The organism is Glaciecola sp. XM2, assembly GCF_018595715.1.
Classification (GTDB): Bacteria; Pseudomonadota; Gammaproteobacteria; order Enterobacterales; family Alteromonadaceae; genus Glaciecola.
In genome coordinates, this window is sequence record NZ_JAHEOJ010000025.1 from 1 (window position 1) to 26,344 (window position 26,344).

Below are 26,344 nucleotides of genomic sequence, written 5' to 3' on the forward strand. Positions count from 1 at the left end.
CGTTGTGGCGATGTAGCAGTGTACCACCCTGACTGTAAACAGAATACGTGATTTTTGTACTGCCATTGCTACTCACAACTTGCTTAACGCGGCGTTTGTGGCCGTCGTAGAGGTAGTTAGATACACCTGAGCTATGCGTCATTTGGGTAGGTTGGTCGGAGGTATCGTAAACAAACGCAACCTTACCTGAATTGAGCGTGTTTCCACGCGTATCGTATTGATAGCTGGCGGTAAATGGGGCAGACGTAGCGGTAGGCACACCAACGCCGGTGCTGCTGGCAGATGACACTCTGTTTAAGCTGTTGTAATGAATATTGACCGTACGAGAGCCTAAGCGTTTTTGGCGAATGTTGCCCAAGGCATCATACTCAAACGAGGCATTGCCAAACGGCCCGGTTGCTGAGGTTAAACGGCTAAGGCCATCGTACCCAAAACTGCGGTTGTTGGCGCTGCTTAGACCGTCAATGATACTCGTAAGGTTACTGCGCTTATCATAACTATGCGTGTAATTGACAGCGCTCGGTTTGGAGGCATGGCTGGTCCATAACTGCCTTGGAAGTAAACGGGCATCCAGACTTTGATGCAATGTATGACCATTGCCATATCGCATTTGCGACCATGCGCCATTGGCATGATAAGCCATATTATTGGCATATACTTGGCCATTTGACGTTGCACTGAGCACTTGGCCTAAGCCATTGAGGCCATAATCTATTTTACGTCTTGAGGGCAATGTGACTGAGGTCATGTGCATGCTGTTATTATACGTATAGTCAGTTTGCCACGTGTATCCGTCTAGTCTTAGCGTTTCTTGTGTGAGGTTGTACATATTGTCATAAACGTACGTCCAATTTATCCCTGCTCTGTTTAAGGTCGCAAGGTTACCCACCGGACGGTAAGTGTAAGTAGTATCGGGGGTGCTAGGATCAGCATAATCGAGCAGGGTTAAGCGGTTGAGATTATCATAATACGACGTCACTGCTGTGTTACCAGTAGGTGAGCCGCAACCATTTAACGCGGGCAGTCCTCTGGCAACGGTTTTAGTATGGCCCGTGGGATAATAGCTATACGCGGTATCACCGGTCTCGGGTGTACGATGGCGGCAAAGGCGCATAGCATTGTCATAAAAATAATATTGGGTCTGGTCTACCGTGCGGTTATGCTGTGTGCCATGCTGACGAAGGGTCAGCATGTTGCCCCATATGGCATAGGTCATTTGTGTGGTGACGTTGTGCGGGCTTTCAATCTTGATAGTGTTTCCATCATCTGGGTTGCCGTAACCTGAGCGGTAAGTGTTAGTCACATAGTTGTCTGCATCGGTCGTTTGGGTTACGTTTCCTGCTAAGTAAGCAGTGCGGGTTTGTGCATAGGGTGCCATATTATCCTGAGTCATCGTGACTCTTCCTAGACCATCGTAATAAGTATATGACCCTAAAGACGGGCTTGCATGAGGCGCAGGCTGAGAGGCAAAATGCGTGCGACCTAATGCGTCAAACGTAGTTTTCACATAGGTCGTTTGCCCACCATTATACAAGGCCTCATTTTTCACTAATATTGGGCGCAATAAATGATCTAGCGTAGTGGTGGTGCGTTTAGCGCCAGTGGTGCTCATCTGCGTAAGCCCCTGACCTAAGTTACTATATGTAATGCTGGTATCGTGCCATGGCGCTGGCAGGTCAATATCGGTCAGCCGCCCCACCGAGTCGTAACTATATTCAATCGTCAAACCTTCTGCATCGGTCTGTGAGAGCATTTGTCCAAACACATCTATAACGCGCTCTACCGTATGCCTGTCGGCGCGAGTGACCAATTGTGGCGTGCCGCTTTGGTAATTATCATAGTAGGTTGTATTGCTTTGTGCGTCTGTGGCTGAGGCGAGTGTTCCATCCGAATGATAAGTATTTGTCACTGCCCGCACACCAAATCGGTTTAGCCATATATTGTTACCCTTTGGATCATAACCATAACGTTCAAATTCTTTACTATTTAAAATAGAGCGATCAGGGAGGGCAAGTTTCCATATCGACTTCATATGTTGATAAGTTCGCTGGGTGATTCTTCTAGGCGTTTGCAATGTCGAAAACTGTTCAATTTGTACAGGGTTGCCATATGAATACAAAGACGACGACAAATTGGTATTGTAGGTGTTAATGGTTTTATAGGTATTGCCACCTTGCGTGATATGCACTTCGGCTAGTAAATCAGCTCTAATGTCGCCGTATTCGGGATTTAAGAAACGAAAGGTGTCTCCCATTATCGGGCCATATATGTACTTATAATATTCGGTACGAAGCAGTCCTGTGGCGTCATACGTCCATGTGTATTTGGCTTGCCCCTCGCCTGCACCTGAGCTGTAAAACTCCTGAATGGTGCGCATGTTCATGGGGTCAGTGATGGTGACCCTTGTGCCGTTGTAAGCATAATGCCAAGTACTCGTAGGGATATCTGGCGCACTGATGGTTTTAGACGTGACACTCACCGTCTCATAAACGCTATGCCAGCCGCTAGTGTAAGCCCAATTGGTGCTTGTGGGGTCGTATCTACATCGACTGTTGACCGATGTACCCCCTAGTCGTGAGGGGGCAACTCTGATAGTTTCAGCCAAATCAAACTCGGCTCTAGCGCCATCAGGATGAGTGAGTGAAACGCTAAAGTCAGGGAGCTTACAGGCTTGGCCGGGCATCGCTTCCCAATACAAATTTTGTAAGTTAAAGGTCCATGACCGGTTGTCAGGTAAAGTAACTTCTTTAAGCACCGCTGGGCGAACCGCAGTAGCAGCGTGATAATCGTATTGCCACGTGCGACCATGAGCAACGACCCTGTCGATATTATTGTTGTTGTAATAAATATCAATTTTTCTGCCATCGTTTGCGTCAATTTTAGTGAGTTGACCATCATTGGTGTAATGATATTTCACCCAATTTCCGTTAACGTCTGTCACTTGCGTCGCCAACAGCGTCGCGTGACTTGCGCCAGTCACACTGTAAATACCTACATTACCGCCTACAGCCATCCCTTTGGGATATACCATAATATAAGGTGCTTGTTTATAAACGAGTTTGTCGAAGCGCCATCTATCCCCATTCGGAGCAATGGCAATAAAGCCCTCTCCACCGCCAGAAATATTGGCAATACATTCAAACTTCCAATGATTTTTGGTGACCTTTTTAGGCGAACCATTCCAAATATTACCGCGGGGGGTGTCGAGTATTTCTTGGCTCCCTTGCCCAGGAATAGAAAGATGTGTGCCATCGGCATAGGTATGCTCATCGTAGAACCACTCTGGCACAATAACGTATGTGTTCCAGTTTGGATTGCTGCCAGCGAAGCCGCCGCTCGATGTGATCCAACGGTTAGGCCGCTGATAGTACATACCTTCAACATCTTTGCTTGAACAACGATCGGCGCGCCAAGAAGGCTCATCTCGTCCAAACTGCGTCACGATATTGCCAATCTGCTCTGTATTAGCAAAACCACTAGAGCTATACCTGACCGGCTGCGCCACTTTACGATGAATACGCGGGACGGCGATTTCCCAGTCCCCGAAGCCGCGCGATTGCTGCGGGTGATAGGTTGTCGCTTGGCTAACGCTGCGCCTAATTGCGACCTCAAGGTGCGAGTTACCGGGTAGCGATACGTCAACATGCGAAAAAGACAAGCCGCCGGTATAAGTATCTATATTGTCACCAAAAATACCAAAATCATGGGCGCGAATACTGGCATCAGCGGCAACCGCATCAGATGATTTAGCAATATTGGCGGCTTCTGCCATGCTCGGCGAGCCAAAATCAAAATCGCCAAAGCCACCAAAGCTTTGGGTATCAGCACTCAGCGGCTTTCTTAATAGCTCAGGGGGTTCGTCTTTATTCTTGGGCTCCTCATCTGATGGCGTGCTTTTTGGCGCTTGAGGTGTTTCTTCAGTGGATTGACTGGTGGCTTCTGAATTGCCGCTAGGCTTGTATACTTGTGATGCGTTCGCGGTTGTCGCCGATAAATTAAGAACAAATAATAAGGCTACGGCCGAGTGCTTGAGTGCTTGAGTGCTTGAATGCTTGAATGCTTGAATGCTTGAATGCTTGAATGCTTGAATCATCGCTTTTCCTTGCTTTTGATAATTGTTTTACTTCCATGTGTTTAAAAAATTAACTGACCGGTATGTTTCTGTCAAGCACTTAGTGTTAGCAAAGCATTCGTTTACAAACTTTATTTTTCAAAGCCACTTCAATTACTTAGTTAAACCTTGTCAATTGCTACCTTTCATGATTGCTGTTTGAGAGATACTTTTTTGATGTACACTNNCCCCCCGCGCTCTTAAAACCTCTACTTTGATAAGCAAACCTCAGACAAACGAAACACTCGAATGTCAAAATCAGCCGTGCAGACCTCTAGGCCACGGTATAAAAGCGCTTTATTATGTTGGGATATGCGCCAATAAAAAGGTGTCATTTCAAGAAGCTGCGCACGCTCCTGTTCGCTATTTAAGGGTACAGAAAAGGTCAGTCGATGCCTATCAACCATACGAAATACAGATGATTCGTCTTCGGCAATAGCGTGAGGCTGAGGGTTGTCATAAACGTATTGTTTCAATTCAATTAGGTGGTCTTGCGCGGGATTGACGGTGATCAGCACTCCATTCTCAGACAACACACGAGCGACTTCCTCGAGGCGCGATGGTGAAAACACTTGAATAACTGCATCCTGACTTGCACTGGGTAAGGGGATATTGAAAGTACTGGCAACAGCAAAATATCCGTGTTTGTTGGCTTTTGCTGCTTTTTGTATGGCGGGTTTGGAAATATCAATACCGCTTATGCGGATGCGCTGGGAAACTTCGTGCCAAAGCGTGTCGATGGTTCTTGTATAGTATGCTTCCCCGCAGCCGGCATCAAATAGCCGAAAGGGCTTATCAGTGTTTAAATCAGTTGCATGCGCTAGCAACAATGACGATAGCTTATGTGCCAAAGGTTTATAGGCATCGGTTGCCAAAAATGCCCGCCTAGCAGCAATCATTTCCTTGCTATCTCCCGGGGACTGGCTGTTTTTGTGTTGAGCAAGGAGCAGGTTTACATAACCTTCTTTGGCGCAATCAAAACTATGTGCTTGCTCGCAGCGCCAAGTCTTGCCATCTAATGCTAGTGGGCTTTCACATACCGGGCATTGCCATGTAAATTCTGTCGTCAATGCGAATTTCCTTGCTTGCTGGCTTACAATAACCAATGCTGGTCAATGGTTACAAAAGAATTGGCCGCATTCATCAATGCTTGAGCAGTTAGCGCAGGTACACCATAGGCTGTGGTTTTAACACCGTACCGCTCGGAGATGGTATCTAGCAAAATAGCAAAGTCGCCATCGCCGCTTAGCAAAATCACTTCATCAACCTCAGGTGCGATGGTCATCACATCTATCGTGATACCCACATCCCAATCGCCCTTTGCAGTGCCGTCGCTTCGCTGAATAAACGGTTTAAGCTTTACGTCAAAGCCAATATGCCTAAGCGCACTTTGAAACTTACGCTGCTGCTCATCGGCTTTGTCTATTGCATAGGCATTGGCAACGACTATTTCGCTTGTTTGCGATAACACTCGCCAAAACTGACGATAATTAAATTGTCCACCAAGCGCCTGGCGCGTGGTGTAGTAGATGTTTTGCACATCTACAAACACCGCAACCTTATTCAGTGGGGCTCTCTCCCGATGATGCATCCTTGGTCGGCTCAAGGTTTTCAACTGGCGCTTTTTGGATGACTTCAATGCCGTCTACACGCTGTAAACCACGTGGTAGTTTATTCCCGCGACGACCGCGCTCACCATGATAGTGAGACAGGTCATTAGGTGTTAGGGTCATTACGCGTTTACCCGCAACGACTTTCACACTGGCTTGGTCTGGCACAACACTCAAATGGGTTAAATATTCTTCGCGTGATTTTGCCTTTGCACCCGGTATGTTCATCAGCTTGTTACCTTTACCCTTGCCTAATTTCGGCAAATCTCGCATAGGGAATAGCAACATCCTTCCCTGATTCGAAATACACAAACACCAGTCAGATTCAACAGAAACAAGCTCTTGAGGGCACATGATTTGAGCGCCGACCGGCAACGATACAAAGGCCTTACCCGCCTTGTTCTTGGTTAACATGTCATCAAATGTGCCAACAAAACCATATCCGGCATCAGAACCAATCAAATAACTTTGAGTAGGCTGCCCCATGATGACGTAGCGTGCTTTTTCGCCTCCAACAATGGAGAAGCGACCGGTAATCGGTTCTCCTTGGCTTCTAGCCGACGGCAAGCTGTGCGAATCACACGAAAAGGTACGACCCGATGAATCAAGGAATACAGCAGGCTGATTACTGCGCCCTTTTGCACTGTGCAGATACCCATCACCTGATTTATAGCTCAGCGCAGCACCATCAATGTCATGGCCTTTAGCACAGCGTGCCCAGCCCATTTTCGACAGCACAACCGTAACCGCTTCAGAGGGCATTAATTCTTTTTCGGTAAGCGCTTTAGCTTCGCCACGCTCGATAATCGGCGAGCGACGCTCATCGCCGTAGGTTTCAGCGTCTGCCAATATTTCTTTTTTGATCAGCGATTTGAGGCGTCGATCGGATCCTAGCAACAGCTGAAGACCATCTCGCTCTTTACTCAGTTCTTCTTGCTCACCTTTGATTTTCACTTCTTCTAGTTTTGCTAAGTGACGCAATTTAAGTTCTAAAATGGCCTCTGCTTGAGTATCGCTTAAACCAAAGCGCTCCATTAGCACTGGCTTTGGCTTATCTTCGTTGCGAATAATGGCGATGACTTCATCAATATTTAAGAAGGCAATTAGTAAGCCTTCTAGGATATGCAAGCGCGCCAATACTTTATCGAGTCGATATTGTAATCTTCGTGTGACCGTTTCTTTTCTAAATACCAACCACTCGCTCAAGATAGTCTTTAAATCTTTCACTTGAGGACGGCCGTCCAAACCAATCATGTTGATATTGACGCGATAGCTTTTTTCTAAGTCTGTCGTTGCGAACAAGTGTTGCATGACCTGTTGCACATCCACGCGATTTGAACGCGGAGTCACTACCAAGCGGGTAGGATTTTCATGATCAGATTCATCTCTTAAATCACTCACGAAAGGCAGTTTTTTAGCCTGCATCTGACCCGCGATTTGTTCTAAAATTTTCGCGCCCGATGCCTGATGTGGTAACGCAGTAATAACTACCTCACCATTTTCTTCATGGTATACAGCGCGCATCTTGATGCTGCCACGACCGGCTTCATAAATCTTTTGAATATCGGCTTTAGGGGTAATAATTTCGGCATCAGTGGGGTAATCTGGGCCCTGCACTATCTCGAGTAAATCAGATAGCTCTGTTCTGCTATTGTCTAATAGCATCGCACATGCAGATGCTAACTCCCTGACGTTATGGGGTGGAATGTCGGTTGCCATACCAACGGCAATGCCGGTCACGCCGTTAAGTAAAATATGAGGTAGACGCGCAGGTAATACTTTTGGCTCTTGCAAGGTGCCATCGAAGTTGGGCGACCAATCAGCGGTACCTTGACCAAGTTCAGTGAGCAGTACTTCAGAGAATTTCGATAAACGTGCTTCGGTATAACGCATCGCGGCAAACGATTTAGGATCGTCTGGAGCGCCCCAGTTTCCTTGCCCATCAACCAAAGGATAACGGTAAGAAAAGGGCTGCGCCATCAACACCATGGCTTCGTAACAAGCCGAATCACCATGGGGGTGAAACTTACCTAATACATCACCTACCGTACGAGCAGATTTCTTGTATTTTGCGTTGTTGCTTAGGCCAAGATCAGACATCGCGTAAATGATTCTTCGCTGCACGGGCTTTAACCCATCGCCAATATGTGGCAAAGCGCGATCCATAATCACATACATCGAATAATTTAAATAAGCGTCTTCGGTAAAACGCCCTAGGCCAAGTTGTTCTATTCCATCACTATTTATTGTTATTTCGTTATTCATAAGCTTCGGTTCAATTAATGAATTCGCCTTATATACTTATTGCTGTGGAGACTTTATATTAAGGGCATGGTATCGCATTTTTCACAAAAGCATAACGTCTCATTGAATAAAGTCTTTCACATTTTTGGTGTTTTTGGCTTGCTGACCTTGTTGTTTACGTCAAAGGCGTTTGCCAACGGCCCGTTTGAAATTAAGCAAAGCGCTGAGCCTGTGCTGCTGACCCCTATTTTCAAGGTGTATGAAAGCACTCCATCGGAGTTAAGTTTCGAAGATTTTCGTAAACAGCGAGCGCAACTTGCCTACACAAAAAGCGATGGTTCTAACTTTGGCCTATTCGAAAATGGCCTATGGTTTTATGGAGAGCTTAAAAACACCTCCGAGTTAGAGCAGTGGATATTGTCGATTCGCTTTTCTCAGCTTAACAATGTTCAGCTGTATCTGTTACGGCAAGGAGAAATCATTTTTGCCGGAAATGACGGTGGCGACAATAAGCAGTCTAGCTACGCATTCCCCACTTTTAATCTGTCTCTACCGCAAGGTGAAACATTAGAAGTTTACCTATACATAGAAGCGTCAAGCCTGTCATTGCTTGCACCCATTCATTTGTACACACCACAGCAACACACCAGCACCGACCAAGCTGACTTTTTACTATGGGGTGGGTTTTATGGCCTTATCCTTATCTTATTTTTCTATGCATTAAGCTTTACCATTAACTACCCTCGGTTAAGCAACTTTTTGTTCTTTGGGCATGTGGCCTTGATTTTTGCCTGGCAAGTGACATGGAGCGGACATAATTATCTTATTCAACCAGATGCTGCCGCCTTTTTCTCTTTGCTGTTGCCTGAAGAGCTTATTTTGCTGCTATGTATCTCCAGTTCGGTGTTCACCTTTTCTATTTTGCCCATCTCTCAGCTTGCGAACACATTATTGAGAGCCTACCTTTTCTTCTTCGCTACATGTTTTACGACCTTTATTGCGATGCTCTTGCCCATTTGGAGCGTTGAGTGGCGCTTAGATCTAATGTACTTATTTAGTTTTGCTTGTCTTTTTATAAACATTTACGCGACATTCTATGCGTATAAACACGATTTTAAGCCTGCCAGACCCATTTTGATTGGTTGGCTGACCATGCTCATCGGCACAGTATTGAGCGTCATGTATATTATCGGCTATTTACCGACTAACACCTTCAACTCGCAACTGTTTCAGTTAGCGCTGAGTTTGCAAGCCGGTGCGTTTTTGCTCTCGATTGTGTCTCGAACGCAGTACGAATTAGAAACCGATTTATTGCAGGCAAGGGCCGACGCTGAAAACAACTTTATTACCGTTGAAGAGCAAAACGTAGTATTAAATATTGCGCGAAGAGACGCCATCAAGGCCAGTGAGATAAAGTCTCAGTTTTTGGCCAACATGTCACACGAAATCAGAACGCCACTCAACGCCATTATTGGTTTTAGCAAGGAGTTGGAGTCGGGTAGCAACGTTGAAGAGCGCGACGAGCATGTCAAAATCATCAATTCCGCCGCGACTGACCTACTCACACTAGTTAACGACATTCTCGATTTTTCCAAAATGGAGGCCGGGCAGCTCACCCTCAACAACAAAACGTTCAAGCCCAAAGAACTCTTTGAAGACATCGCCGCCACTATGTCAAAAACCGCTCACTTGAAGCAGTTGGAATTTGTATATGACATTGACCCGTTGCCCGATTATTTGCTCGGTGACATTTTTCGATTAAAGCAGCTCATTACCAACCTGATCAGTAATGCCCTTAAGTTCACTAACTACGGGCATATTGCGCTGCGCGCTAAGTTATTGGAACAAGATGGCGAAAAATGTCTTATTCAAATTACCGTGGAAGACTCTGGGATAGGTATATCAAATGACGAAATTGATAATATTTTCAAAGCATTCCACCAACTAGATGACGAACTTAATCGCTCATACCAAGGCACTGGTCTTGGCCTTGTGATCTGTCAAGAAATTGTATATCTAATGAATGGCGAAATTCGTGTCACAAGTCAACCACAGGTTGGCAGCACCTTTACATCCACCATTCCATTTAAAATTCAGCATAGACAGGATAACCTGTTGCCCCAGCAGCCGTTTAAAGGTAAGCACGCTATCGTGTACGATAAGTGGGGGGAATCAAGGCGTAGTATTGTCAAGCAGTTACAAATAATGGGCTTTACCGTCAGTAGTTTTGAAACCCTTGAGTTAGCGCGCAAATATATTCAGCCAGATATGTATTTATTTGTTGTGTTAGCACTTAAAAATGCAAGCAAACGACCACAAGTCATTTCTCGTTTATCGGGTATTGCGCCAGTAAATACTGTTATCTTATTTTCTGGTGCGCCATTGCCAACGCCTTTACTAAGCTCGATGCCCGCATCGATGAAAACCATACGTTTACCGTTGACCGCAAGAAAACTTGCCGCCCTAAATGCGCCAAATGCTTCACCACAAGACTCGCAAGTACAACGACAAATCAAACAACTGCCGCGAGTGAGAGTATTAGCGGTGGATGATATGAAGCTTAATTTACGCTTGCTAGAAACTTGGCTTAAGAACTCGCCAATCACCCTAGATCTAGCTTTTGATGGCCCATCGGCTATTAGTAAGTGCGAGCAAGTCGCATATGACCTCATCTTAATGGATATTCAAATGCCCAACATGGATGGCATAGAAGCCACAAAAAACATTCGCAAAACTAAGCTTAATTTTGGTACGCCCATCATTGCGGTGAGCGCCCATGCCCTTGAGCAAGAAAAACAGCACTTTTTACAATCAGGTCTTGAAGACTTTTTATCTAAACCGATAAAAATGGAACGCTTGTTTGAGCTTATAAATGAATGGTGTGAATTAAGTGAAACCGATACGGTAAAGCTACCCGAAAGCATTGATTGGGAGTTAGCTTTAAGTCGCTCTAATCATAATGTGGAGCTCGCGATGTCGTTTATGAATGAGTTTGTTGAGCAATTGCCTGAGCATTTAAACGCTATTGAAGCAGCCTTCAAGGACGACGATGACACAGCCCTTTTAGGCAGTGTTCATAAGCTTCACGGTGCGTGTTGTTACACCGGCGTGCCAAGGCTACAGGCGATGTGTAAAAGCATTGAAGAGGGATTAAAAAGTGCGGCATCACCAAAGCAGCAGGTGAGTATTGAAGACCTTCTTACCGAGTTGCGCTTGCTGGTTGATGAGTGGCCATCTCGTCGTCAACGTTTGCTATAAAGCTTTGTTCAACTCTTGTTGGACCGATTCGTGACAATCGCGCACTAAATTCACAAACTCTTGTGCACTGCGGTCGAGTTCATTTACCGAGATAAATACGTCATATCCTAACCCAGACTGCAATTTGCGCATGCGATTGGCAAACATAGCGGTGATACCTCTTAACTCAACACCGTCAGTGGTTTGATATTTGCCATCTTCAATAAGATCATCGCCATAGCACTTTCCGGTGCCACAGCTAGCGCGCTCGGCCTGCGTTACAAGAGGACGCTGTTCCATCAGCAGATGTGTGATAAGTCTTGGTGAGATAGTCGACAAAAAAGCTTCTGGCTGCTTAAGACGAAAGCCAACCATTTCCAAATCAATGTGCTCTAATCCTGAATGGACCCTTGGCACATCAACGCGCTGAATGTTGTGCCAGTCAATATGCCATTTGCCTAGACGATGATGATAGGTCAGACGCTCTTTGGTGATTTCTAGGCTGTACTTTGGCTCCCTGATCTTAAAAAATCCCATGGTAAGCGCAATGATGCCTGCGGCAATGATCAAGATACCCGCCAGAAAAAACAGTTCGGGCAACAGTGAAATGGTCATTCCACCCAAAAAGACGGCAGCAGCACCAATTAACAGTGTGGTTATGCCATTGTGCGAAGATATGCCGCGAATAAATATAGTTTCTGAAGATTCATTGCCAGACATAAAAATAAAACACCATCATTAAAATAGCCCATATTATGATATACCGCGTTTGCCTACAAAAAGCACAATCGGTATGCCACCACTGCTTTAATTGTTGAATGCTTTTGTCATAAAAGCTTTGCGTTTTTCTCGAAGACGACATAAGGCAGCCACAATTGTTGGCGTAAATATTAATGAAAGTAGCACAGAAAATCCAACTCCCCCAGCTAAAACCACCGCAAGGGGTGGCCAAAAGCTCCCTTCACTAAATAACAGTAAAGGAATAAGGCCACCAACAGTGGTAAATGTGGTAGAAAGTATATGACGAGAGCAGCTCATTGTTTCGTCTACTATGGCGCCTGCTTCTCCTCGCATCGCCTTAGGGTTACTCGCAATAGAAGCGATGACCACAATCGAACCATTAATCGCCACGCCTATCAAACCTGCACTTCCCAACAGTGGGTTAAAGCCGATGGGCAATCCCGATAGCCATAAACTCAAAAATCCTAAACCAACGGATAACACCGCCACCATCACAATGACGCCGGCAAATCGTACGCTAGAAAAACTCAATATCAAAGAGGTGATCATCAACACCAAAAGAACCGGTGCATATGTTGCTAACTGGCCAAGCGCTTGTTGCTGTTCATCGGCGTCGCCGGCCATCTTCAATCGATACCCTGGGGGTAAATCAATACCGCCATTTTCTAAAATTTCGCGCAGTTTTTCACTGGCTGTAATGGCGGGAACATCTGGCAAAAGATACGCTTGTACGCGGTTTAACCGTTCGCCATTTTTTCGGGTAATGCCACTGATGCTCGACTCAAGTACAAAGTCTCCCAGCGAAGCGACACCCAAAGGACCCGTATTGCTTACCTGACGACTGATCAGCGGCAGGGCTTCCAATGCCATTACGTTTGCCCGCTGCATATTGTCGATGCGCACTCGGATGGGCAACTCTTCGGTTCCCTCTAATATTGAGCCCCCTGTTGCCCCTGCTAACGCAGTTTGAAGCTGCGCAGCAATTTCATTGAGCGATAGCTGCGCTAAATACGACTGGTTTTCGGAAACTTTGTACTTTAACTGAGCCTCGTTCATAGTGATGCTCGCGGTGGACTGCGTGACACCCTCCACCCTGCTCATGGCTTGTCTAATTTGTTGGCCAAGTTGGTCGAGCACTTCCAAATCGGGGCCAAAGACATCCACCTCAAGCGGCGCGGCAATGGGCGGACCTTGACCAAATTTTCGCACCACAATTTTACTTTCCGGGAAGGCGTCTTGCATCTCAAAGTTAAGCGCTTTTGCTAGACGCTCAGCCGCTGCGACACTTGGCGTAGTAATCACCGCGTTAGCAAATTCTGGACTGTTATCGCGCGTCATCACTTGGTTATAATAAATAGATGGCGTTGAGCCACCGACTAACCATGTGAGTTGCACAACATCGTCTTTTTCACGCAAATAAGCGTCTATTTCTTGAGTAAGCTCATAGGTACGTTCGATGTTTGAGCCACTTGGCATGAACACGTACATTTCAAACTGGTCGCGATCTGCACTTGGAAAAAACACGTTAGCTAAGCTACTAGAAAGTACAAAACCACTTAGGCAAAAAGTCACAATCACCGGCAAGACCAATACCGGTTTACTGACCAATTTTTTCAACAGATACGCAAACGCATTAGACACAGAGGGAAGCTGAAAGCCTCTTCTATACCAAGCATGATCGACCGAGCTATCCCGCGGCAAATAGCGTGCAGCTAGCGCAGCAATCAACGTCAGTGAGATGGCCAGTGAACCAATTAAGGCCATCACTACACTAATCGCAATACCCCCAATAAAATCACCAATATTACCTATCAGCAAAAACACCGGCATAAAACCTAAAATAGTGGTGAGCGTTGAGGCAAGCAAAGGCGAAAATAAGTGAGACACACTTTTTTGTAAAACCTCGATTCGCGTCAGACTAGTATCAAGCAAGTTCAGGCGAATTTCGTCGGTGATCACAATGGCATTGTCGATTAGTAATCCAATGGCGATGATGATCCCGAATATCGACATCTGATGAATTTGCTGATTGAAAAAGCTCAAACTGAAGATCGCAAATGCGGCGCAAAGCGGCAGCGCCAAGCCTACAATCCAAGCGGCTTTTGCGCCCATAAAAAAGAGCACGACAAACATCACCACTACCGAACCCATTAATAAATTCTGGCTCAGCTCTGATAAGCGCTGCTCGGTGTATTGGCTTTGTTCAAACACTAAATTTGCCGAGAAACTGCCTGCAAACTGTTGGTTATAGCTTTGCGCTTTATTTTTAATCGCTTCGGTCCACTGGTCAACGCGCACGGTGGTTTGCATGCGAGCCGCGACAAAAATCGTGCGCTTGCCGTCGAGCAGCGCAATTTCTTTTGGCGGGTTGAGCTGCGTACGGTTAATTTGCGCAATATCCTGCAGGCGCAAATAATCGCCTTGCTCGGTCAAAAGTGGCGTACTCGCCACCACCGCAACAGACTCAAGGGGCTGGGCAACCTGCACTCGAATATCCCGAGATGGATTGTTTAAAACACCCGCAGGCAGTTTGGCATCTGACTGGGCAATACGTTGACTCACGTCTTCTATACGCATTCCAGAAAGGGCCAGCTGCTGTGCATTGAGGGTGACGGTGATTTCTTCTGTAGGAGCGCCGTAAATTCGCACCAGCTCGGTGCCACTTACGTTACGTAACTGGTCGGCAAATTCATCGGCCATGCGGCCGCTTAGCGTCAAATCAGTATTGTCAGGTACGTCTGCTTGTATCGCATACAAAACTGTAAATGCTGTTGCGCCGCGCTTGTCTTCTAAAATAGGGGGTTGCGCGCCTTCGGGGAATCGCTGAGCGGCATTGTCTAGGGCGTCACGAATTTTTGAAATGATTTGCTGATTGTTGTTGTTATCAACAGAGTCTTGTAGTTCAACAAATAAAGATGAAAAACCTGCTTTTGAGGTAGAGTCAATTTCTTTTATCTCAAACAGTTGCCGCAGTTCATCTTCCAAAACGTCTGTCACGAGGGCTTCAACACGTTCAGCAGAAGCGCCAGGGAAACTTGTCAAGACGATGACGTTACGCAAGTCAATGCGAGGGTCTTCAAGTCGCGGCAGGCTTTGAATGGCCGATAGACCCGCCACGAGAATAATAATAATACTTAAGGCGAGTAAGTGCCCCTTTCGGAAAAAGGCGGTATACCACGGCGAGCCAGATTGAGTCTCAAAGGCACCATTGCTCATGCTATTGCCTCTGTATTTGTTGAAGCTGCGCCATCACAACCGGATCAATTTGCTCGACGTTTGCGGCTTTTTGCCCAGGCGTTAGCCTATGCGTTCCGGAGGCTACAAACAGCTCACCCTCTTTTAGTGCACCTGATACAAAAGCATACTCGCCATCTAGGTGCTCTACAGCTACAGAGCGAGGCTGGATAATTTGTGTTTGAGCATCATAGGTAAACACTGTCCACAGCCCCCTGACACCGCTAGAAAGAGCATCTACGGGGATCCAAACACCGCGTTTGTCCACCTCAAACCCCACGCTAATGCTGACCAAATTACCACTTACCAAAGTGCGTAGCTGCAGTGGCGATAGCTGCGATTGGTCGATAGAAAACAAAGCGTTTAGCGTTCTTGTTGCTAAGTTTCGCTGTCTCGACACAGATTTCACTCTGGCATTAAAGCGCTCCTCACCCATGTTTAATTCATATTCATCACCTGGGGCAATCGCAAAACCGGTATTGTCGGGCAAGCCAAAACGCGCTTCTAAAGAATCTTGGGCGAGAATAGAAAACACCGCTTGTCCATTATTGAGGACGGTACCTTCGTCGGTATACAAACGCACAATTTGCCCGTCAAAAGGGGCGCGCAATATTGATTTATCTAATTCTACTTTCAGGCTAGCCAAACGCGCTTTTATTTCGTTTACAAACGCGTCGGCAGCTTCGACTCGCGCTTTTGACTCATCGAGTAATTGTTGAGATTCAAGGTTTGCTGCAACTAAGTTTTTTATGCGTTGATTAGACACTGCGGCTAAACGTGCGTCGGCTTGTGCGCGCATCACAGCGGCTTTTAGCTCAGTCTGTTGAGCAAGTAATCTTGCAGTGTCTAGAGTGGCTAACACCTGACCTTGGCTCACAAGTTGTCCTTCGGTGATTGCAATGCTGGAGATTACGCCGGCGATATCAAAGCCTATGTCAGATTGTTTGGACGCTTCTATGGTTCCGTAAACAATGCGTTTTCGCTCAAAATTGGGTTGGATAACAACTTTGCTCACTTGGATTTTGGCATTTTGCATAACCATTAATTGCTCTTGCGCATATGCTTGACCACCGCTGTTACCTGAAAATATCATCAGCATTACCAGTAAGACAAAACATGCCCCCGACATGAGTAGCATCAGCGCTAGCCCTTTGCGATGGGATGCAAAATTTCCTGACATAAATATAATCCTAAGTAAGACGTAAATATGGCACACTGATATGCACATAAAACATTAAGTGAGTGACATGCTAGAATATAAATACTAGACCGTCCAGTCTATTAATGTTAAATTTTGTTTAAATGTCGCAAAAAGGTTTGTATGACAGCTAAGCCAACTGCCCTAGCAGGTAGACCCAAAAGTAAGAAAAAGCGCGCACAGATTTTAGAAAGTGCGGCTGAAATGTTTTTGGCACACGGTTATGAGCGCACATCGATGGACGCCGTAGCTAAGCATAGCGGTGTCTCAAAACAAACCGTGTATTCACATTTTAAAAATAAAGAAGCTTTGTACAGTGCGGTCATAGAGCAAAAATGTATTTCGTATCAACTGCAAGAGTCCAGTGTATATAAGGACGATATGTCACTTGAAGAAATCTTGGCTGGCTTTGCACGTAAGTTCATTCAACTGCTTACCGATCAACATGTCATCTCCATGTATAACGTCGTTATTGGTGAAGCCCAACAAAACTTACAAATCGCTGAACTGTTTCATGATGCTGGGCCGGTGCATAGCATCGGGCTGATTCAACAGTTATTAAAGACTCATCCATCTAGTCTGTTGAACGACGAAGACGCTTACGCTGCTGCAGTCGACTTTTTCAACCTTTTAAAAGGTGATTACCACATGCGCAGTCTGTTGCATCTTCCTTGTGAGATTGAACAAGGCGCTATTGATAAACTCTCCGCGCGCACGGCCAAGACGGTTATGATGATCATCACCGATGCACAACAAGACATGTAAGGGAATTAGCACACCATAATCGCGTGTTCGATGTCCTCTTTTCGATAAAGTTTGTTACAATGCGCAAACTTTAAATAGGGTGTGAATTCAATATGTCAGACTTTACCGGTCAACATATCCTCAGTGTGAATCAATTTGACCGTGCTTCCATTGAGCGAGTGTTTTCAGTGGCAGATACTATGCAGGCTTATGCCTTGCGTAAAAAGCGCACAACGGTGCTCGATGGTGCGATTTTAGGGAATCTGTTTTTTGAACCTAGCACCCGTACCCGTGTAAGTTTTGGCACGGCGTTTAATTTGCTTGGCGGCGAAGTGCGCGAGACCACTGGTATGAGTAATTCGGCCTTAGCAAAGGGTGAGTCACTTTACGACACCGCTAGGGTACTAAGCGGGTATAGCGATATTATTGCGATGCGCCATCCTGCGTCTGGCTCGGTCACCGAATTCGCTCAAGGCAGTCGTGTGCCAGTTATAAACGGTGGCGATGGTGCTAACGAGCACCCCACCCAAGCTTTGCTCGACTTGTATACCATTGCCAAAGAGCGTGCATTCCACGGTAGCGGTATTGATGGGCTGCATATTGCAATGATTGGGGATTTAAAATTTGGCCGCACAGTGCACTCGTTGGCAAAAATGTTAACCCTATTTAAGAATGTTAAGTTCACGCTTATCTCACCAAAAGAACTATCAATGCCCAGCTATATTTGCGATAGCATTACCAATGCCGGTCACGAACTTGTGATCAGCGAGCAGCTAGAAGGTCTAGTGGAAGCTGATATTTGCTATCAAACCCGTATTCAAGAAGAGCGTTTTACTTCGCAAGATGAAGCGAATAAATATCGCGGCAAATTTAGGCTTAACCAACAAATTTATACGCAACATTTTAAATCCCAGACGGTGATCATGCATCCGCTTCCCAGAGACTCTAGAGCCGAAGCGAATGAGCTAGACAACGATCTCAACTTACATCCTAATCTCGCTATTTTTAGACAAACCGACAACGGTGTTTTAGTTAGAATGGCACTTTTTGCGCTCACCCTTGGTGTTGCCGATAAAGTCGCCGATTTTGACCGCCCCGTACATTGGTTTAGCAACAAGAGTTCAACATAACATTATGACAAAATCTGAAATACTTTTTGAACGTGCCCAACGCACCATCCCAGGTGGCGTAAACTCTCCAGTAAGAGCCTTTAAGGCAGTTGGCGGCACTCCTCGATTTATTGAACGTACCGACGGACCTTATATGTGGGATGTTGATGGGAATCGATACATCGATTACATCCAGTCTTGGGGGCCGATGGTCCTTGGGCATAACAATGCCACTATTCGTGAAGCGGTTATCGCAGCGTCTGAATTTGGGCTGAGCTACGGCGCACCCACTGCTGCAGAAGTAGAGATGGCAGAACTGGTAAGCTCAATTGTGCCGTCGATGGAAATGGTCAGAATGGTAAATTCTGGTACCGAAGCGACCATGAGCGCCATTCGTCTTGCGCGCGGCTACACCAACAAAAATAAAATCTTAAAATTTGAAGGTTGCTATCATGGGCACGCCGATTCTTTATTGGTTAAAGCGGGCAGCGGAGCGCTCACACTAGGCGTGCCAAGCTCACCTGGCGTACCAGACGACTTTGCAAAACACACCTTAACGGTCGAATTCAACAATCTAGAATCTGTTAAACAAGCCTTTGTTGAGCACGGGGATGATATTGCTTGCATCATCGTTGAGCCGGTGGCCGGCAATATGAACTGCATTCCACCGGTGGAAGGGTTCTTAGAAGGACTACGTGAGATTTGCGATACTCACAACAGTGTATTAATTTTTGATGAAGTGATGACCGGCTTTCGCGTATCTCGCGGCGGCGCGCAAGAGCGATTCAACGTCATCCCTGATTTAACCTGCTTGGGTAAAGTCATTGGCGGCGGCATGCCGGTAGGCGCTTTTGGTGGTAAACGTAAAATACTGACCCACATTGCACCCACTGGCCCAATCTATCAAGCCGGTACATTGTCGGGCAACCCTGTTGCAATGGCAGCTGGACTGGCAGCCATAAAACAAATTGCGGTGGATGGGTTTTATGATTCCATTTTTGAAAACACGCAAAACTTAGCTGAAGGTATTCAAAAACTCGCACATAAACATGGCGTGCCTATGAGCATTAATGTTGCCGGTAGCATGTTTGGGATTTTCTTTACAGATGTAGAAAAAGTTACTAATTATCAACAAGCTATCTCGTGCAACACCCATCAGTTTAACCAGTTTTATCATGCGATGTTAGCCAATGGCGTATACTTAGCGCCTGCTTCGTATGAAGCGGGCTTTGTATCTAAGGCCCATACTTCTGCTATTGTAAAAGATACGTTAGCCGCAGCAGACAAAGCGTTTGCTCAGATAGATAAATAGGATATGTACTTGTTGGAGATTTTGTTAGGCGTTGTAACGCTTTATGCTATTGGCGTGACGATCATTCTTTTTCGCACGTCATCCGAGGCAGAGGATGCTAAACAAGATCAAAAGGCTGAGTACAGTCGTCGGCAGGCGCAGTTAGATGCAACGATAGAAGCAAAAGCAGATGAAGCTATGCGCTTGCATCAAACGTTTCAAAAGTTTGTACCGCGGCAATTTGTTGAGCATTTTGCTAAGTCTGGCTCCGAAAGTCTTGAGCTTGGGCGCGCTGACGAGGACAATGTTGCGGTGCTGTTTTGCGATATACGCGGTTTTACCTCGCTATCGGAGCGCCTATCTCCGCAAGAACTCATGCATTTTCTCAATTCTTATTTTTTAAGGATGAATGCACCTATTCATCAAAATCATGGCTTTATCGATAAATTTATCGGTGACGCCATTATGGCACTATTTGACAGCCCGCAAGGGGACGATGCTACTAAGGCATCGGATGCGGTAAACGCTGCCCTAGAAATACAAACCGCGTTAGCACTGTACAATGATCACCGAGCCAATAGCCACTACCCTCCAGTAAAGAACGGGATCGGTTTGCACTTCGGTGACGTTGTGCTAGGTACCATTGGCTCAGATGACCGAATGGATACCACTGTTATTGGCGACACGGTAAACGTTGCCCAACGTATTGAAAGCCTCTCAAGTTACTTCGATGCGGATATTCTCGCTAGCGAGACGACAATTGTATTAGCCAACACAAAACGGCCTTACGAGTATCGCTTACTTGATGTGGTTAGATTTAAAGGGAAGTCGATAAACGTGCCTTTAGTCGAGGTGCTTTCTCATTTGCCCGACGTTCAAAAGGCACAAAAACTCAAAGCTGCACAAGAAATACAAACCGGGATGGCCCTAAGAGACAAAGGCGAATTAGACAATGCACTTGCCCACTTCACGTCATGTTTAAACGACTTTCCAGGGGATCAAGCGATTGTTCATCATATAAAAATATGTGAACAGGCACTTGCCGATAAATCTTGGGATGGCTTAGTCAGAATCTAGCGTTTGTAAGCTGGCCGGTGGCGTGCACTACTCACTGTCTTCAACTTCTTGTTGATTATCGTGTTCTGTTACCAGCGCCTGTTGTTTGATAAACGCAATCGATGGCGCAAAAAAAGCAGCACCTGTCTCTGCATTAGAATAGTCTAACAAGCGGTCATAGTGCCCGTTCTGATCACCGTAAATACGGCTATGCAAAAGGTTCTTAAAGGCATTTGGATGGCTGGCACACGATACAAAATACAGCCCCTGCACACTCATATTCCCATACGGCATGCTCTGATTGAGCAAGATAGGGTATTCACCATTTGCGCCGGTAATACGGGTACGAAAACTATGAGACGACAAGCCTGAATCAACCACCGGTAAGTTATGCTCTTTCGTACGCCCCATAATATCCTGTTGGCGTTTTTCAGACAGCGCCTGCCAACGTGTCATATCATGCCGATAGCGCTGAACATGAATATAGCTACCACCGGCAAATGTCGGGTCATCATCACCTACCGTGGCAATTTCAAACTTTTTCATACCTCGGGGATTATCGTCAGCAACAATGAAGCCGGTGAGATCTCGCCCATCTAGATATCGAAAGGCACGAATTTGTTCGACTAATTCGGTATGTAGCTTGAGCAACTCCATTACCCTAATACCAATGGCGTGGCATATATCGAGCCGGTCAGCGCGAATTTGTATAAATAAATCACACGGAATAACTGGCGCACAGCGGTCTTCACTTTGCATATCTGGGAAAGGAGCAAGTGAGCGAGGGGTAGCTTGGGGATATAGCTCTGACCAAAAGTTACTGCCAATGCCTATCACGCCCGAGACCATGGCTTCATAATGCTCTTCATCGAAGTAATCAAATAAGTCTAAACAGGCGGACAACTTGCTACGTACTGCTGGCATATCGTCGTCCACCACGTTAAACAATAAAAATTGAGCGTGTAGATTAGGTTCGGCGCAAATACCTTTTTGTGTTTGCGTCATAAGCAATGTGGTCTATTCAATGAGATCAATATCCTGCGGCTTGACCGTCTTTTCTCGATTCTGAAGCCCCATAGTATACCTGATGTTTTTGATCAAAGAGAATAGCTTGGTATCCACCAAATGCTCCATTTGCATCTCGAAGCACATGTCCCTTATTCATCAGCTCTCTGCGTGTCTTTTGTGAGAAGCCTGATTCTAGGCTGATATAGCCACCATCGGTCATAATATCTCCCTCTGGCGTGCTAGAGCCTGAATGGAGTATACGCGGTGCATCGCCCGCTTCTTGTAGGTTCATCCCAAAATCAATCATGTTAATGATAATTTGCGCATGCATTTGTGGCTGAGTGCCACCGCCCATGACGCCAAAGCTCATTAGAGGCTCATTGTTACGTGTCACAAATGCAGGAATAATGGTATGGAAGGGGCGCTTATTTGGCTCGTATTTATTAAAGTGACCTTCTTGCAGCGCGAACATCTCACCACGATTTTGTAACACAAATCCAAGATCGGTTGGGATCATGCCAGAGCCCATTCCGCGATAATTACTTTGTATCAGCGAGACCATGTTGCCAAATTTGTCGGCCACGGTTAAATAGATAGTATCGCCATCGTTTTTCCCTGCATCCACTCTCTGTGCCGCTTGGGTTGGTGAAATCAACTGCTGGCGCTGTTTTGCATATTCTTTTGAAATTAACCAATCCACGGGAATTTCATTAAAATTCGGGTCAGCATAAAACTTGGCCCGGTCTTCAAAGGCGAGCTTTTTTGCTTCAACAAAGGTGTGTACATATTCAGCCGAATCATGTCCCATCCCTTCTAGATCATATAACTCTAGTACGTTGAGTATTTGCAGTGCCGCAATTCCCTGACCATTTGGCGGTAACTCCCAAACATCGTAGCCGCGATAGTTGCTCGAAACCGGTTCAATCCAGTCAGAGTAGTGCGCTGCCATATCTTCATAACTTAAGAAACCGCCCTGCTCTTGCATAAACGCACCAATGGTGCGCGCAATATCGCCCTTGTAAAAGGCGTCACGACCACCTGTGGCTATTTTTTCGTAGGTGGCAGCAAGTGCTGGGTTTCGAAAAATCTCGCCTTTTCTGGGGGTTTGCCCATTAATAGTAAAGGTCTCTTCAAAGCCCGGATAGTCGCCAATACGCTTTTGGTTCATCTCAAAATAGTATGCAATAAGCTCACTTACCGGAAACCCTTCTTTTGCATATTGAATAGAAGGAGCGAGCAACTCTTGCATCGATTTTGAGCCAAAACGCTCGCTGAGCATGAACCAGCCGTCTACTGCACCAGGCACAGACACCGGTAATGGACCGAATTTAGGAATTTTATCGAGACCTTTTTCTTTAAAGTGCTCCATGGTTAAGCTTTGTGGCGAACGTCCAGATGCATTTAAGCCATACAGCTTGCTCGTTTCAGCATCCCACACGATGGCAAACAAATCGCCACCAATCCCGCAGCCGGTTGGCTCAACAAGCCCAAGCATTGCATTTGCCGCAATGGCAGCATCTATTGCATTACCGCCTGCTTTAAGAATGTCTAGCGCAACTTGGGTTGCAAGGGGCTGAGACGTCGCTGCCATGCCATTTTGAGCAATGACCTCAGAGCGTGTCGCAAAAGGCTCGCCGGTGATGCGGTCGTATGCGGATGAGGTTGAAACGCTCGCTGCGAATATAATAGAAACGGATACTAATTTAAGGCTCTGTTTAAAGCAGTGCTTGATAGAGGTCATTGGAAGCTCACTAAATTGTTGTTATTTGAACTAGGTTTGAGGCTAGTAATAGATACCCAAAAAACAACTATTCAGTTTACCTACCCTCGCAGTAAACGCAATAAACGCGACCACTTTATAATTTTCAATTACAGCTTGGTGCATTCTGCCGATACATTGAAATACATAGTTAGTGCGCAAGACAGCGCGTTACTTTCAATTTTTGCATGATTGAGGGCCAATGCGCCCATACAATAGGCTTTTAAAAACATGAATGTATGCAATCCAATGGCAAAACGCATCGCCTGTTTGATGCTTATGCTCCCTGTGAGCCTAAGCATCTTTGCTGTCGAAGATGAAGATAAGGTTGTTGTGATGACCGACAGCCCGTCATTCATTGAACAAGTAACAAACCAACAAGGCGTGGGCACCATCTCGAGCGTTTATAGCTTATTGTTTGCTGAGGTTGGCCTGCCTAAACAACTGCACTTAAAATCCTTTAACCGCCAAGCATTAATTCTTGAACAGAACGAATACGCTGCTTGCACCCCATATCGCTTCAAAACAAAAGAGCGTGCCGAACAGTTTTTGTTCTCGGATCCCATTTACTTTATGTTGCATTATAAGCTGTATCAACAAATGGACTTACCGCCACTTCCAAGGCAAGTGCTAGATGATAATGGACACGTGAAATCGTTAAACGCCATTGCAACTTATGAGCCCCAGGCACTTTTTGTTATTATTTCAAGCTTCTCTTATGGAGATACGCTCGATGCACAAGTTGCCAAATTACCCTCCTCATCGACTATCGAGTGGGAAGGTACGGTACCGCATAATGTATTGTCGAAACTGTTTTTTTACGGACGCGGACAGTATGCGCTTATGTTTCCAAGTGAGGTGCATGCTTACCTTCAAGACAATCCGACGGTTACTTTCAGACAATATCGCATGGCAAATTTAGAGAGTCATACAGTTGGATATATGATGTGTAATCGCCATCCCGACTCAGCGGACTATCTCAATAAAATAAACCAAGCAATCAAAGGGCTATACGGAAAAGAGGCGTACTTACAAGCTCACTTAGCACCCTATGCGGAATCAGAGTATGCAGAAATAAAAGCGGTTGTTGAAAGCTTGCAAGCAAACCAAATGTAGCGCGTTCAAACTTTAAACCTCAGCATTAAAAAACCCCGCAAATGCGGGGTTGTTTAATAGACCAACTGTCGTTGGCAACTTACTTAGCTGTTATTCTTATTTTTATTTTTTATTCTTATTGTCTTAAGTAAGTCATTGCTTAACTCGTCGCCTAAGAGCGCGACTGCGTAAAGTCTGGGTAAGCTTCTAGACCACACTCACTTAAATCAACGCCTTCGAACTCTTCTTCTTCAGAGACTCTGACGCCCATTACAAGTTTGATCACATACCAAACGATAAAGCTGGTTACAAATACCCATACAAATATAGTCAAAGCACCGATGATTTGGCCGCTAAATTTAGCACCTTCATTTGTGATTGGTACAAGTAAAAGCCCTAACAAACCAACAACACCGTGAACAGAGATTGCGCCTACTGGATCATCAATTTTCATTTTGTCTAAACCAACAATACTGAAGACTACCAAGATACCGCCAAGTACACCGAATATGGTCGCTTGTAATGCTGTTGGTGTTGAAGGCTCTGCAGTGATAGCCACTAGACCAGCCAAAGCGCCATTAAGGGCCATGGTTAAATCAGCTTTACCAAACATCACACGCGCTAGGATAAGAGCAGCTACTGAACCGCCTGCCGCTGCAGCATTAGTATTCATAAATACTACCGCTACCGAATTTGCTGATTCAACAGTCGCCGTTGCTAACACTGAGCCGCCGTTAAAGCCAAACCAACCCATCCACAAGATAAATGTACCTAATGTTGCAAGGGGTAAGTTAGCACCTGGGATAGCATTAATTTTGCCATCTGCAGTGTATTTGCCTTTACGAGCACCTAACACTAACACGCCTGCTAAAGCTGCTGCCGCACCTGCCATGTGTACAATACCTGAGCCCGCAAAGTCAGAGAAGCCTAAGTCGCCTAGCGTGTATAAACCAAACACTGCTTCGCCGTTCCATGTCCATGAACCTTCCATTGGGTAAATGAAACCAGTTAAAACGACTGCGAACAACAAAAATGACCAAAGCTTCATACGCTCAGCTACCGCGCCCGATACAATCGACATTGCGGTGGCAACAAATACTACTTGGAAGAAGAAGTCTGCTGAAGGCGCGTAAGTTGCTGGGTCTTCTGCAACGCCGGTAGCACCGTCACCCGTAATACCGGTTAGGAAAAATTCACCACCGTACATAATCGCATAGCCTGAAACCATGTACATAATGCAGGCAATTGAGTAAAGGGCGATGTTCTTAGTGAGTATTTCAGTGGTATTTTTCGCACGAACCAAACCGGCTTCGAGCATGGTAAAACCTGCAGCCATCCACATAACGAAAGCGCCGCAAATTAGAAAATAAAAGGTATCGAGTGCATACCCTAGTTCAAATGTGATTTCCATAGTATTTCTCCAAAAGGGTTAGCGTCTTACAACGCGTCAGAGTCAGCTTCGCCAGTACGAATACGTACTGCTTGTTCAAGGTCATAAACAAAAACTTTACCGTCACCAATCTTGCCGGTTTTGGCAGCGTTTACGATGGCTTCAACCAGTCTTTCAACTTGGTCATCTTGAATCGCTATTTCGAGTTTTACCTTGGGAAGAAAATCGACTTGGTATTCCGCACCGCGATAAAGTTCGGTGTGTCCTTTTTGACGTCCAAAGCCCTTTACCTCAGTCACGGTTAAACCATCTATGCCGATTTCTGAGATTGCTTCACGAACATCATCAAGCTTGAAAGGCTTAATGATTGCAGTGACTAGTTTCATAGTGTGCTCCTACTTTTTGAATGTATTGCTGTTTAGGTTGAATGTATGTGTATTAATGTGGTTCTAGGGGGAAGCAATACAAAAGCGATGCCAATTAGAAAACAGCATATATTTCATGGAGTTAATTAAAT

The 26,344-nt window shown here is 45.7% G+C and carries 17 protein-coding genes; 6 read left to right on the forward strand and 11 right to left on the reverse strand.

The window, feature by feature from the left end:
• The 4 genes from KJ365_RS12065 to parC all read right to left on the reverse strand — a co-directional run.
• Positions 1-4,093 (reverse strand): RHS repeat domain-containing protein (locus KJ365_RS12065; protein WP_214451925.1); only part of this gene is annotated, 4,093 nt, incomplete at its 3' end.
• A 227-nt stretch (positions 4,094-4,320) separates the two neighbouring features.
• A complete protein-coding gene (locus tag KJ365_RS12070; RefSeq protein WP_214451926.1) occupies positions 4,321-5,181 on the reverse strand; it encodes a putative RNA methyltransferase in 861 nt (286 codons plus the stop codon).
• Between the two features lie 23 nt (positions 5,182-5,204).
• Positions 5,205-5,678 carry an NYN domain-containing protein gene (locus KJ365_RS12075; protein ID WP_214452203.1) on the reverse strand — a complete coding sequence of 158 codons (474 nt, stop codon included), beginning with the start codon at positions 5,676-5,678 and terminating at the stop codon, positions 5,205-5,207.
• Positions 5,671-7,986, reverse strand: a complete 2,316-nt coding sequence (gene parC / locus KJ365_RS12080) for a DNA topoisomerase IV subunit A (RefSeq protein ID WP_214451927.1) — start codon at positions 7,984-7,986, stop codon at positions 5,671-5,673. Before parC ends, KJ365_RS12075 begins: the two co-directional genes overlap by 8 nt.
• 102 nt (positions 7,987-8,088) lie before the next feature.
• Here parC and KJ365_RS12085 point away from each other — a divergent pair, with 102 nt between their 5' ends.
• Positions 8,089-11,223, forward strand: coding sequence for a hybrid sensor histidine kinase/response regulator (locus tag KJ365_RS12085; protein WP_214451928.1), 3,135 nt, complete (start codon positions 8,089-8,091; stop codon positions 11,221-11,223).
• Here the strand turns inward: KJ365_RS12085 and KJ365_RS12090 are convergent.
• The 3 genes from KJ365_RS12090 to KJ365_RS12100 all read right to left on the reverse strand — a co-directional run bounded on the left by KJ365_RS12090 (position 11,218) and on the right by KJ365_RS12100 (position 16,357).
• The gene (locus KJ365_RS12090) at positions 11,218-11,922 is read right to left on the reverse strand and encodes a DUF2982 domain-containing protein (RefSeq protein WP_214451929.1); all 705 of its coding nucleotides are present in this window, start codon (positions 11,920-11,922) and stop codon (positions 11,218-11,220) included. The genes KJ365_RS12085 and KJ365_RS12090 overlap by 6 nt on opposite strands.
• 87 nt (positions 11,923-12,009) lie before the next feature.
• On the reverse strand, positions 12,010-15,159 hold the full coding sequence (locus KJ365_RS12095) for an efflux RND transporter permease subunit (protein ID WP_214451930.1): 3,150 nt from the start codon (positions 15,157-15,159) through the stop codon (positions 12,010-12,012).
• 1 nt (position 15,160) lies between these two features.
• Positions 15,161-16,357 carry an efflux RND transporter periplasmic adaptor subunit gene (locus tag KJ365_RS12100; protein WP_214451931.1) on the reverse strand — a complete coding sequence of 399 codons (1,197 nt, stop codon included), beginning with the start codon at positions 16,355-16,357 and terminating at the stop codon, positions 15,161-15,163.
• A gap of 141 nt (positions 16,358-16,498) precedes the next feature.
• Between KJ365_RS12100 and KJ365_RS12105 the strand changes: the two genes are divergently transcribed.
• The 4 genes from KJ365_RS12105 (at position 16,499) to KJ365_RS12120 (ending at position 20,596) form a co-directional block, all read left to right on the forward strand.
• Entirely contained in the window at positions 16,499-17,140 is a 642-nt protein-coding gene (locus KJ365_RS12105) for a TetR/AcrR family transcriptional regulator (RefSeq protein ID WP_214451932.1), read from the forward strand.
• A 92-nt stretch (positions 17,141-17,232) separates the two neighbouring features.
• On the forward strand, positions 17,233-18,249 hold the full coding sequence (locus tag KJ365_RS12110; protein WP_214451933.1) for an aspartate carbamoyltransferase: 1,017 nt from the start codon (positions 17,233-17,235) through the stop codon (positions 18,247-18,249).
• A gap of 4 nt (positions 18,250-18,253) precedes the next feature.
• Positions 18,254-19,540 (forward strand): glutamate-1-semialdehyde 2,1-aminomutase, encoded by a 1,287-nt coding sequence (hemL, locus tag KJ365_RS12115; RefSeq protein WP_214451934.1) that lies wholly within the window; start codon positions 18,254-18,256, stop codon positions 19,538-19,540.
• 3 nt (positions 19,541-19,543) lie between these two features.
• On the forward strand, positions 19,544-20,596 hold the full coding sequence (locus KJ365_RS12120) for an adenylate/guanylate cyclase domain-containing protein (protein WP_214451935.1): 1,053 nt from the start codon (positions 19,544-19,546) through the stop codon (positions 20,594-20,596).
• Positions 20,597-20,623: 27 nt separating this feature from the next.
• On the opposite strand, the gene KJ365_RS12125 is transcribed toward KJ365_RS12120, so the two are convergent.
• Positions 20,624-21,580, reverse strand: a complete 957-nt coding sequence (locus tag KJ365_RS12125; protein WP_214451936.1) for a Dyp-type peroxidase — start codon at positions 21,578-21,580, stop codon at positions 20,624-20,626.
• 25 nt (positions 21,581-21,605) lie between these two features.
• On the reverse strand, positions 21,606-23,324 hold the full coding sequence (gene ggt, locus KJ365_RS12130) for a gamma-glutamyltransferase (RefSeq protein WP_214451937.1): 1,719 nt from the start codon (positions 23,322-23,324) through the stop codon (positions 21,606-21,608).
• A gap of 249 nt (positions 23,325-23,573) precedes the next feature.
• Between ggt and KJ365_RS12135 the strand changes: the two genes are divergently transcribed.
• Positions 23,574-24,458, forward strand: a complete 885-nt coding sequence (locus KJ365_RS12135) for a hypothetical protein (RefSeq protein WP_214451938.1) — start codon at positions 23,574-23,576, stop codon at positions 24,456-24,458.
• 151 nt (positions 24,459-24,609) lie between these two features.
• On the opposite strand, the gene KJ365_RS12140 is transcribed toward KJ365_RS12135, so the two are convergent.
• Both KJ365_RS12140 and glnK read right to left on the reverse strand, forming a co-directional pair.
• Entirely contained in the window at positions 24,610-25,848 is a 1,239-nt protein-coding gene (locus KJ365_RS12140; protein WP_214451939.1) for an ammonium transporter AmtB, read from the reverse strand.
• Between the two features lie 26 nt (positions 25,849-25,874).
• Complete coding sequence (gene glnK, locus KJ365_RS12145) at positions 25,875-26,213, reverse strand: P-II family nitrogen regulator (protein WP_214451940.1); 339 nt, start codon at positions 26,211-26,213, stop codon at positions 25,875-25,877.
• Positions 26,214-26,344 lie beyond the last annotated feature (131 nt).